Source organism: Streptomyces morookaense, from assembly GCF_013030945.1.
Classification (GTDB): Bacteria; Actinomycetota; Actinomycetes; order Streptomycetales; family Streptomycetaceae; genus Streptomyces; species Streptomyces morookaensis.
The window spans coordinates 1-10,390 of sequence record NZ_JABBXF010000042.1 but is presented as its reverse complement, the minus strand read 5'-3'; the positions used below and the strand labels follow the sequence as shown (position 1 = coordinate 10,390).

Genomic DNA, 10,390 nt, shown 5'->3' with positions numbered 1-10,390 from the left:
CCGCGGGCTTCACGGCCGCCGTCCCGCGCCGCGGGGCGCCCGTGCGGCGCGCCCGCCGGGTGCGCCGGGCACGGCAGCGGCTGGTGCTCCTCCACTCCGTCGTGCGGCGCGGGCCCCCTCCCGGCCCCGCCCTCGCCTGAGAAGACACCTGCACCCCACGCACCACGGAGACACCAGCACCATGAGCAACCGCAACAACTGGGAGAACAAGCAGTCGGCCCGCGAGCGGCTGCGCGCCGAGCGCGAGCGTCAGGCGAAGAAGGAGCGGACCAGGCGGCAGTTCACCGTCGGCGGCGCCATCGTCGGCATCCTGGCGATAGCCGGCGGCATCGGCTACGCCGCCACGCAGCTGGGCGACAGCGGCGCGAGCAAGAAGAGCACCAGCTCGGCCTGGGAGGCCGCGGCCAAGAAGACGCTCGTCAAGCCGGCCAACACCGCAGGCGACAACGGCACCGAGGTCGTCATCGGCAGCAAGGACGCCAAGCACACCCTCGAGGTCTACCAGGACATGCGCTGCCCGATCTGCTCGGTCTTCGAGCAGAACGTCGGCGGCCAGGTCGAGAAGGACATCAAGGACGGCAAGTTCAAGGCCCAGTACCACATCGGCACCTTCCTCGACCGCAACCCGCAGATCGCCGGCACCGGTTCGAAGAACGCCCTCAGCGCGCTGGGCGCGGCGCTGAACGTCAGCCCCGAGGCCTTCCAGGCCTACAACAAGGCGCTGTACGCGAAGGCCAACCACCCCGACGAGACCAAGGACGACTACTCCAAGGACGACGTCCTGCTGAAGGTCGCCCAGCAGGTCCCGGCGCTCAAGGGCAACGCGGACTTCGAGAAGAACGTCAAGGACCACACCTTCGACAAGTGGGCCCTGCAGATGTCCGACGAGTTCGACAGCCACAAGGACGTCACCGGCACCCCCACCGTCAAGCTCGACGGCAAGAAGCTGAGCGTGGACACCCCCAACGGCAAGGGCGTCCCGATGACCCCGGACCAGTTCACCTCGGCGGTCGACGCACAGCTGAAGTAACGGGCGGAACGGGACGGTTGACCCGTCCCCGTACTGATGCCGAATCTTGACGCGACACCCACAGGTGCGCGTGGCACACTTCGGCCTCATGAAGGGGACGGGAGTTCGGCTCAGGGCGCTGCGGGCAGTGGTGTTCACCGCGCTCTGCATGACCCTGTCGGCCGGCGGACACGTCCTGCTCTCGCGGATGCCGCTGCCGCTCTCCACGGTCTCCGCCCTGTCGGCCGGGTACTTCACGGTCGCCTGGGCGCTGGCCGGCCGGGAGCGCGGCTTCGCCGCCATCGCCGCCCTGCTCGTGCCGCTGGAGCTGGCGGCGGACACCGTCTTCACCACCGGGCAGAACGCCTGTTACGGCCAGGCGGGCGGCCCGGTGGCCGGGCCGCTGCACACGCTGGGCATCGATCTGGTCTGCGGCGGCGGCCCGTTGGGCACTCCGCTGACCTCACCGGCGAGTCCCGGCGCGGCCCCCTGGCTGCTGCTCGCCGCGCACGTCGCGGTCGGGCTGGCGGCCGCCGCATGGCTGCGCCGGGGCGAGGTGGCGGTGTCCCGCATGCTGCGGGCGGTCGTCGCCGTCGCGTTCCGGCCACTGCTGCTGGCCGTCCTGGCCCTGTGCCCGGCGGGCCGTCCCGCGCGGGTGCCCCTGCGACCGGTGCGCGACACCCTGCCGGCCGCTGCGCTGCCCCTGCTCGTCCACTCCGTCGTGCGGCGCGGACCGCCGTCCGTGTGCCCGGCTCACGTCTGAGCCCCGGGTCCTGAGCACACGCACCCGTACGGTCCCGCACACCTCCCTTCGTCACGCGGAGAAGACATCATGAGCACCCGCAACAACGCCCAGAACAAGCAGGCCGCCCGCGAACGGCTGCGCGCGCAGCGCGAGCGCGACGCCAAGAGGGCGAAGACCAAGCGGCAGTTGATCGTCGGCGGCGCGATCGTCGCCGTCCTCGCCGCGGCCGGCGGCATCGGCTGGGTCGTCACCAACGCCACCAACGGCAGCAAGAACAACAAGGTGAGCAGCGAGGACTGGCAGGCCGCCGCCGACAGGACGACGTTCACCCAGCCCGCCAACACCACCGGCGACAAGGGCACCGAGGTCGTCATCGGCAACAAGGACGCGAAGAACACCCTCGACGTCTTCGAGGACATGCGCTGCCCGATGTGCTCGGATTTCGAGCAGGGCGCGGGCGACACCGTCGTGAAGGACATCAAGAACGGCAAGTACAAGGCGCGGTACCACATCGGGACGTTCCTGGACCGCAACCCCCAGATCAAGGGCTCGGGTTCGAAGAACGCCCTGAGCGCGCTGGGTGCGGCGCTGAACATCGGCCCGGACGCCTTCCTGCACTACAAGGAGGCGTTGTTCTCCGCGAAGAACCACCCCGAGGAGACGGACGACGCGTTCTCCGACAACGCGAAGCTCATCGACATCGCGCAGCAGGTCAAGGAGCTCAAGGGCAACGCGCAGTTCGAGAAGAACGTCAAGGACGGCACCTACGACAAGTGGGCGCTGGCGATGTCCGACGCCTTCGACAAGCTCGTCGGCCCGAACAAGGACATCCAGGGCACCCCGGGCTTCAAGCTCAACGGCAAGGTGCTGAGCGTGGGCGGTGCGCACATCACACCGGAGCAGTACAACGCGCTGGTGGACCAGCAGCTGAAGAAGTAACCGGCGCCATAAAGCCATTGGGCCGCTGAGCAACTGAGCCACTGGGCCATTACTCATGCTTTACCAACCGGTAAGGTGATGGCCCGTGACATCTCCTGACATATCCCGCCGTACTGCCGTCACGGCGGTGGCCGCCGGTGCGGCCGCCGCCGTGTTCCTGCCGACCGCCGCCGCCTCGGCCGCGGAGCCCGCGCCCGCCTTCCTGCACGGTGTCGCCTCCGGCGACCCGCTCCCCGACGGCGTCCTGCTCTGGACCCGCGTCACACCCGTCCCGGACGCCGTCCCCGGCTCCGGACGCGGGCCCGCCGTCGAGGTGGGCTGGGAGGTGGCCGAGGACGCGTCCTTCACCCGCGTCGTCGCCCGGGGCGCCGTCACCGCGACGGCGGCGGGCGATCACACCGTCAAGGCCGATGTCCGCGGACTGCGCCCGGCCACCGGCTACTTCTACCGCTTCACCGCCGGCACCGCCGTCTCCCCCGTCGCCCGCACCCGCACCGCCCCCGCGCACGACGCGACCGCCGAGGGCATCCGTTTCGGCGTGGTCTCCTGCGCCAACTGGGAGTCGGGCTGGTTCTCCGCGTACCGCCACCTCGCGGCCCGTCGCGACCTGGACGCGGTGCTCCATCTCGGCGACTACATCTACGAGTACAAGTCCGGCGAATACCCCGCGGCGCAGTACGTCGTGCGCAAGCACGAGCCCGAGCACGAGATCGTCACCCTCGCCGACTACCGTACGCGGCACGGCCGTTACAAAACCGACCCCGATCTGCAGGCGCTGCACCACACTCACCCGCTGATCGCCATCTGGGACGACCACGAGTTCGCCGACAACGCCTGGTCCGGCGGCGCCGGCAACCACACGCCCGGCGCCGAGGGCGACTGGACGGCCCGCATGGCGGCGGCGAAGCAGGCGTACTTCGAGTGGATGCCGGTACGGCCCTCGGTCGCCGGCACCACCTACCGGAAGCTGCGCTTCGGCACCCTGGCGGACCTGCACCTGCTGGACCTGCGCTCGTTCCGCACCCAGCAGGCCAGGGCGGGCAGCGGCAAGGTCGACGCCCCGGAGCGCACGATCACCGGCCGCGCCCAGCTCGACTGGCTCAAGTCCGGCCTGGCGTCCTCCGACACGGCGTGGCGCCTCGTCGGCAACCCGGTGATGATGTCCCCGGTCGCCTTCGGCGCCCTCCCCGCCCACCTGCTGGAACCCCTGGCCAAGCTGCTCGGCCTGCCGACGGAGGGCGTTACCGTCAACACCGACCAGTGGGACGGCTACACGGACGACCGCCGCGAGCTCCTGGCCCACCTCACGGACCGGGGCATCGGCAACACGGTCTTCCTCACCGGCGACATCCACATGGCGTGGGCCAACGACGTGCCGAAGCGGGCGGCGACGTACCCGCTGTCGCCGTCGGTGGCCACGGAGTTCGTGGTCACCTCGGTGACGGCGGACAACCTGGACGACACGCTCCATGTCCGCCCCCACACGGTGTCCGCAGCCGCGGGGGCCGCGATACGGGCGGCCAACCGCCATGTGAAGTGGGTGGACATGGACTCGCACGGGTACGGCGTCCTGGACGTGACGCGGGAGCGGGCGCAGATGGACTACTACGTCCTGTCCGACAAGACGAACCCGAAGTCGGCGGCGACGTGGGCGCGTTCGTACCGGACGCGTTCGGGCACTCAGCGGGTGGAACGGGTCACCTCGCCGGTGGGATGAGCCCCGGGAAACGGGAAGGGGCGGGTCAGGGCCGAGAAACCTCGTCCAGGAACCCCAGCGCCACCTTCCACGCCATGTCGGCGGCCTCCGCATCGAAGTCCGCCAACTCCGGATCCGTGAACAAATGCCCCGCACCGGCATACCGGTGCACCTCCACGTCCGCCCCGGCCCGCTGCATCCGCAGATACCACGCGTTCAGCCAGTCATGCGGCTCGAACGGGTCCGGATCCGCCACGTGGAGCTGCACCGGCAGCTCGTCCACGGCCGCGTCCTCCGGCAGGTCGGACGTGCCGTGCAGGAGCAGCAGCCCGCGCGCCTTCTCGTCGCCGAGCGCCAGGTTCTGGGCGATCGACCCGCCCAGCGAGAACCCCGCGTACACCAGCCCCCGCTCCGACAGCGGCGCCGCCGCCGCGATGGCGCGGCGCAGCAGCTCCTCCCGGCCGATCTCGTCCTTGATCGCCATCCCTTCCTCGACGCTGTCGGCCGTCCGGCCGTCGTAGAGGTCCGGCACGTGCACCTCGTGCCCGGCGGCCCGCAGCCGGTCCGCGGCGGCGTGCACGGCAGGCCGCAGACCGTAGGCCGAATGGAACAGGAGAATCGTGGTAGGGGACGCCACTGGGGTCACTTCCTTACAGCTGGATCGCGTGCCACCCATCGTGCCAGTACGTTCGGAAGGGGCGCCCGCCGGTAACCCGGGAGGAGTGAGCCGAAGGTGTCCATGGAGGACCTGCTGCGCCCCGTGGCGGTCGTCGGCGGAGCGGTGGCCGTCACCCTGGTCGTCGTCCGGATCGCCGACCTGATGCTGCGCCGGATCGGTGAGCGGCACCCCGAGACCCCGCTGTGGACCTTGCTGCGCCGCTGCCGCCGCCCGCTCGCGGTGGTGCTGTGCACGGCGCTGCTGCGCGGCGGTTACGGGTACGCGGGGGTCGTCGTGGGGCCGTCCGGCGTCATCGCCCAGGCGCTGACCCTGGTGCTGATCGGCGCCTGCGGCTGGCTGGCCGTGCGGGTCGCCGCGGCCGTGGTCGAGTCCTTCTACGCGCGCTACGCGGCCGGTTCCGCGGACGAGGCCCGGGTGCGCAGGGTGCGGACGCAGCTCACGCTGATCCAGCGGGTCGTCACCGCGGCCGTCGTCGTGGTGGCGGCCGGGGCGATGCTGCTGACGTTCCCCGACATGAAGACGGTCGGCACGTCCCTGCTGGCGTCGGCCGGCCTCATCGGCGTGGTCGCCGGTGTCGCGGCCCAGCCGACGCTGGGCAACCTCTTCGCCGGGCTGCAGATCGCCTTCGGCGACATGGTCCGCATCGGGGACACGGTCGTGGTGGAGAAGGAGTGGGGCAAGGTCGAGGAGATCACCCTCACCTACATCGTGGTGACCACCTGGGACGAGCGGCGCATCACCATGCCGGTCTCGTACTTCACCAGCAGGCCGTTCGAGAACTGGTCGCGCGGCAACCCGCAGATGACGGGTTCGGTGTTCCTGCACCTCGACCATGCGGCGCCCGTCGACCTGATACGCGAACACCTGCACAGCGTGCTCGTGGGCTGCCCGGAGTGGGACGGCCGGGCCTGGAGCCTGGTGGTCACGGACACCACCCCGACGACGGTCCAGGTGCGGGCGCTGGTCACGGCCAAGGACGCGTCCGACATCTGGACGCTGCGCTGCGTGGTGCGCGAGGAACTGGTCGGCTGGCTGCGGCGCGAACACCCGTACGCGCTCCCGCGCATCAACACCGCGCCCGCGCCGGGCCTGGCCCAGGCGCCCGACCGGCGGCAGACCCCGCCTGCCTCGGAGGACATCGGCCCGGGCCCGGGCACGGCGTGACGCTCAGCCCGGCAGGCTGCGTACGTCCAGGTGCCGCAGCACCCGGTCCACGACCTCCGGGTCCATCCACGGCTCGCTGCGCGCGTCCAGCACGGCGTGCCGCGCGGCCGAGAGCAGATCGCCCTGGATGCGCTGGATCGTCCGCAGCCGCTGGACGCGCTGGACGTGGGCCTCGCGCCGCTCCTCGTCGACCATCTCGGGGCTGATGCGGGCGCCGATGTCGTAGGCACGCCGGTGCAGCATCTCCATCAGGTCCTCGGAGAGCTCCTCCTCCTGCTCGATCTCCAGCAGCCGGTGCTTGGCCGCCTTGGCGGCGCGGATGGCCAGCTGCCGCTCCAGCTCCCGCGTCCAGTCGGAGTCGGCGCGCACCCCGAGCCGTCTGACCAGCCGGGGCAGCGTCAGGCCCTGGACGACGAGCGTGGAGATGATGACGGCGAAGGCGATGAAGAGGATCTCGTCCCTGGCCGGGAAGGGCGTCTTGTCGTCCTTGGTCAGCGGGATGGCCAGGGCGAGCGCGACGGAGGCCACGCCGCGCATGCCGGACCACCACATCACCAGCGTCTCCCGCCAGCTCGTGAGGATCTCCTCGTCGACGTCACGGCCCTTGTGCAGTCGCTTGGCCAGCCATGCGGCGGGCAGCAGCCACATCAGGCGCACGCCGACCACGACGGCGACGACGATGCCGCCGATGCCGAGCATCTCGCCCCAGCGGCCCGCGGCGGTGCTGATGGCGTTGTGCAGTTCGAGGCCGACGAGGCCGAAGGCGACGCCGGTGACGAGGGTGTCGACGATCTCCCAGAAGGTGTGCCCGGCCAGCCGCCCCAGGACGTCGTCGGCGTCGCTGGCGAACTCGGCCAGGTAGAGCGCGGTGGTCAGCACCGCGAGCACCCCGGAGCCCTTGAACTCCTCGGCCAGGACGTAGGAGACGAACGGCACCAGCAGGGTGAGCCCGATCTGCAGGGTCGGGTCCCCGAGGACGTCCATCAGCCGCTTGGACACCCAGCCGAGCACCAGGCCGACCAGGACGGCCACCACGGCGGAGAACACCAGCTCGCCGGCCGCCCTCGTCATCGAGAAGCTGCCGCTGACGGCCGCCGCGACGGCCACGTGGTAGAGCACGATGGCGGTGACGTCGTTGAAGAGCCCCTCGCCCTCCAGGATGGAGACCAGGCGGCGCGGCATTCCCAGGGAGCCCGCGACGGCCGTCGCGGCGACCGGGTCGGGCGGCGCGACGAGCGCGCCCAGCACCACGGCCGCGGCGACCGAGATCCCCGGCACGATCGCATTGGCGACCGCGGCGACCGCGGCGGTGGTGACGAAGACGAGCGCCACCGCCAGCAGGAAGATCGGCCGCCGGTTGGCCGCGAACTGCCGCCAGGAGGTGCGCTGGGCGGAGGCGTAGAGCAGCGGCGGCAGCACCAGCGGGAGGATGAACTCCGGCGGGATGGCGACGTTCGGCACGAACGGCAGCAGGGCGAGGACGATCCCGCCCAGTGTCATCAGCACCGGCGACGGCAGCCCCAGCCGGTCCCCCAGCGGCACCGTCACAAGCGCCCCGAGGAGCAGCACGAACAGCAGGGCGAGCTGGTCCACGAGCTCCAGACTGCCTCACCCGCCCCCGGCCCGCCCGACGGGCCGGTGTGCCGTCAGGCGCTGTCGGCGCGCACCTTGTCCAGGGCGAACTGCAGGTCGTCCGGGTAGGCGCTCTCGAACTCCACCCACTGGCCGTCCGCCGGGTGCTCGAAGCCCAGCCGCACGGCGTGCAGCCACTGGCGGGTCAGCTTGAGCCGCTTGGCGAGCGTGGGGTCGGCGCCGTAGGTGAGGTCGCCGACGCAGGGGTGGCGGTGCGCGGACATGTGCACGCGGATCTGGTGCGTGCGGCCGGTCTCCAGCTTGATGTCCAGGAGGCTGGCGGCGCGGAACGCCTCGATGAGGTCGTAGTGGGTGACCGAGGGCTTGCCGTCGGCCGTGACGGCCCACTTGTAGTCGTGGTTCGGGTGACGGCCGATCGGGGCGTCGATGGTGCCGCTCATCGGGTCCGGGTGGCCCTGGACCAGCGCGTGGTAGCGCTTGTCGGTGATGCGCTCCCGGAACTGGTGCTTCATGTGGGAGTAGGCGCGCTCGGACTTGGCGACGACCATCAGGCCCGAGGTGCCCACGTCCAGGCGGTGCACGATGCCCTGGCGCTCGGCGGCGCCGGAGGTGGAGATGCGGTAGCCGGCGGCGGCGAGACCGCCGATGACGGTGGGGCCGGTCCAGCCGGGGCTGGGGTGGGCGGCGACGCCGACGGGCTTGACGATGACGACGATGTCCTCGTCGTCGTGGACGATCTCCATGCCCTCGACGGGCTCGGCGACGACCTGCACCGGCGCGGGGGCCGCCGGCATCTCGACCTCCAGCCAGGCCCCGCCGGTCACCCGGTCGGACTTCCCGGCCTCGGCGCCGTCGAGCTGGACCTTGCCCGCGGCCGCCAGCTCGGCCGCCTTGGTGCGGGAAAAGCCGAACATGCGGGCGATCGCGGCGTCGACGCGCTCGCCCTCCAGGCCGTCGGGAACGTGCAGGGCGCGGATCTCGGGAATCGTGCTCACCTGTCGAGTATGCAGGACGGGCCGGGGAGCCCGTACGTCAGTCCTGATGGACGGTCCCGTCGGGATCGAGCCCGCGAAAGGAGAGGATCACGATCAGGAAGCCTCCGCAGACGATCGCGGAGTCCGCGAGGTTGAAGACCGCGAAGTGCGCGGGCGCGATGAAATCGACCACGCCGCCCTCGAAGCCGCCCGGCGACCGGAACAGCCGGTCGGTGAGGTTGCCGAACGCACCGCCCAGCAGCAGGCCCAGTGCAATGGCCCACGGCACGCTGTAGAGCTTGCGGGCGATCCGGGCGATCGCGACGATGACGGCCGCCGCGATGACGGTGAAGACGATCGTCATGGCCTCGCCGATGCCGAAGGCGGCGCCGCGGTTGCGGATCACCTCCAGCTGCAGGAGCGTGCCGACGATCTGGATCGGGTCGTGGTGCTCCAGCTTGGCCACCACGAGCAGCTTGCTGACGAGGTCGAGGAGATAGGCGAAGGCCGCGACGCCGAGCAGCACCCCGATGCGCCGCCGGCCCCTGGTACCGCCGGTCCCGTCGGCCGCCGTCGCACCGGTGGTGGGTCGTCCGGCCTGTTCCGCCTCTGTCACGTGAGTCCCTCGACGTCGTCCCTGCCTGGCTTGAGGACGAGGGTACGGCACACACCGGCAGGCCGGTCAGCGACGTTCCTGACGCTGCTTGCAGTCGACACACAGGGTCGCCCGGGGAAATGCCTGCATCCGCGCCTTTCCGATGGGATTGCCGCAGCTCTCGCAGAGACCGTACGTCCCCGCGTCCAGCCGCTCCAGCGCGTGCTCGGTCTGCTGCAGCGTCTCGCGGGCGTGGGCCGCGAGGGCGAGCTCGTGCTCGCGGGCGATGTTCTTGGTGCCGGTGTCCGCCTGATCGTCGCCCGCGCCGTCACCGGAGTCCCTCATCAGCCCCGTGATGGCCTGCCCCGCCGCCGCGATCTCGCCGCGCAGCCGCAGCACCTCGCTCTGCAACTCGCTGCGCGCCTCGGCAACCTCGGCGGCCGTCCACGGCTCCTCCCCCGGCCGCACGGCGAGCACCCCCTCCCCCGCCCGTGCCCCCGGCACCTTCCGCGCAGCGTCCGTCATCTTCTTACCCGTCACCGTCCCGGCTCCCGTCTCCTCGGCGACAACTGCCGCCTTCTTCCGTGCCCCGGCACCTTCGCCCACCCCGCCGGGGGCGGCCGCCTGAATGGAGGCAGCCTTGTGGGCGGGAGCGGACTTGTGGGCCGGAGCGGCTTTCTTGGCCGACGCAACGGCCTTCTTGGCCGAATCACCGGCCTTCACCGCGGCGGCGGACTTCTTCGCCGCGGCACTGGACTTCTTCGCCGTGGCGCCGACTGTCTTCTCTGCCGTAGCGGCCGTCTTCTTCGCCGCGGCGCCGGATTTCGCCACTGCGCCGGCTGTCTTCTTGGCCGTGGCGGCCGATTTCTTCGCCGTACCGGCTGTCTCCTTCGCCGAAGCGGCCCCCTTGGCCGCGGCGGCAGCCTTGCCCGCCGACGCGGCCTTCTTGGCCGACGATGCGCTCTTCTTCGCTGCAGCAGCGGACTCCCTGGCCGG

At 71.3% G+C, this 10,390-nt stretch carries 10 protein-coding genes; 5 read left to right on the top strand and 5 right to left on the bottom strand.

Going from position 1 to position 10,390, the window contains the following annotated elements; translation table 11 throughout:
• Positions 1 to 181 precede the first annotated feature (181 nt).
• The 4 genes from HG542_RS19145 to HG542_RS19130 all read left to right on the top strand — a co-directional run bounded on the left by HG542_RS19145 (position 182) and on the right by HG542_RS19130 (position 4,410).
• The gene (locus HG542_RS19145) at positions 182 to 1,030 is read left to right on the top strand and encodes a thioredoxin domain-containing protein (protein ID WP_171083070.1); all 849 of its coding nucleotides are present in this window, start codon (positions 182 to 184) and stop codon (positions 1,028 to 1,030) included.
• Positions 1,031 to 1,118: 88 nt separating this feature from the next.
• Positions 1,119 to 1,772, top strand: a complete 654-nt coding sequence (locus tag HG542_RS19140) for a hypothetical protein (RefSeq protein WP_171083068.1) — start codon at positions 1,119 to 1,121, stop codon at positions 1,770 to 1,772.
• 69 nt (positions 1,773 to 1,841) lie between these two features.
• Entirely contained in the window at positions 1,842 to 2,693 is an 852-nt protein-coding gene (locus HG542_RS19135; protein ID WP_171083066.1) for a thioredoxin domain-containing protein, read from the top strand.
• A gap of 85 nt (positions 2,694 to 2,778) precedes the next feature.
• Positions 2,779 to 4,410, top strand: coding sequence for an alkaline phosphatase D family protein (locus tag HG542_RS19130; protein WP_171083064.1), 1,632 nt, complete (start codon positions 2,779 to 2,781; stop codon positions 4,408 to 4,410).
• Positions 4,411 to 4,435: 25 nt separating this feature from the next.
• On the opposite strand, the gene HG542_RS19125 is transcribed toward HG542_RS19130, so the two are convergent.
• Positions 4,436 to 5,065: a dienelactone hydrolase family protein gene (locus tag HG542_RS19125; RefSeq protein WP_171083062.1), complete on the bottom strand. Its 630-nt coding sequence runs from the start codon at positions 5,063 to 5,065 to the stop codon at positions 4,436 to 4,438.
• Between the two features lie 63 nt (positions 5,066 to 5,128).
• On the opposite strand from HG542_RS19125, the gene HG542_RS19120 reads away from it, so the two are divergent.
• Positions 5,129 to 6,232, top strand: coding sequence for a mechanosensitive ion channel family protein (locus tag HG542_RS19120; RefSeq protein WP_171083074.1), 1,104 nt, complete (start codon positions 5,129 to 5,131; stop codon positions 6,230 to 6,232).
• Between the two features lie 3 nt (positions 6,233 to 6,235).
• On the opposite strand, the gene HG542_RS19115 is transcribed toward HG542_RS19120, so the two are convergent.
• The 4 genes from HG542_RS19115 to HG542_RS19100 all read right to left on the bottom strand — a co-directional run.
• Positions 6,236 to 7,825, bottom strand: coding sequence for a Na+/H+ antiporter (locus tag HG542_RS19115; protein ID WP_171083060.1), 1,590 nt, complete (start codon positions 7,823 to 7,825; stop codon positions 6,236 to 6,238).
• Between the two features lie 53 nt (positions 7,826 to 7,878).
• A complete protein-coding gene (locus tag HG542_RS19110; RefSeq protein ID WP_171083059.1) occupies positions 7,879 to 8,820 on the bottom strand; it encodes an RluA family pseudouridine synthase in 942 nt (313 codons plus the stop codon).
• A gap of 37 nt (positions 8,821 to 8,857) precedes the next feature.
• The gene (gene lspA, locus HG542_RS19105; RefSeq protein WP_171083057.1) at positions 8,858 to 9,415 is read right to left on the bottom strand and encodes a signal peptidase II; all 558 of its coding nucleotides are present in this window, start codon (positions 9,413 to 9,415) and stop codon (positions 8,858 to 8,860) included.
• A 66-nt stretch (positions 9,416 to 9,481) separates the two neighbouring features.
• Positions 9,482 to 10,390 (bottom strand): TraR/DksA family transcriptional regulator (locus tag HG542_RS19100; protein ID WP_176606728.1); only part of this gene is annotated, 909 nt, incomplete at its 5' end.

Coding starts and splice junctions, on each gene's coding strand:
- HG542_RS19145 (WP_171083070.1), top strand. CDS start 182: ATGAGCAACCGCAACAACTGGGAGAACAAGCAGTCGGCCCGCGAGCGG.
- HG542_RS19140 (WP_171083068.1), top strand. CDS start 1,119: ATGAAGGGGACGGGAGTTCGGCTCAGGGCGCTGCGGGCAGTGGTGTTC.
- HG542_RS19135 (WP_171083066.1), top strand. CDS start 1,842: ATGAGCACCCGCAACAACGCCCAGAACAAGCAGGCCGCCCGCGAACGG.
- HG542_RS19125 (WP_171083062.1), bottom strand. CDS start 5,065: ATGGGTGGCACGCGATCCAGCTGTAAGGAAGTGACCCCAGTGGCGTCC.
- HG542_RS19120 (WP_171083074.1), top strand. CDS start 5,129: ATGGAGGACCTGCTGCGCCCCGTGGCGGTCGTCGGCGGAGCGGTGGCC.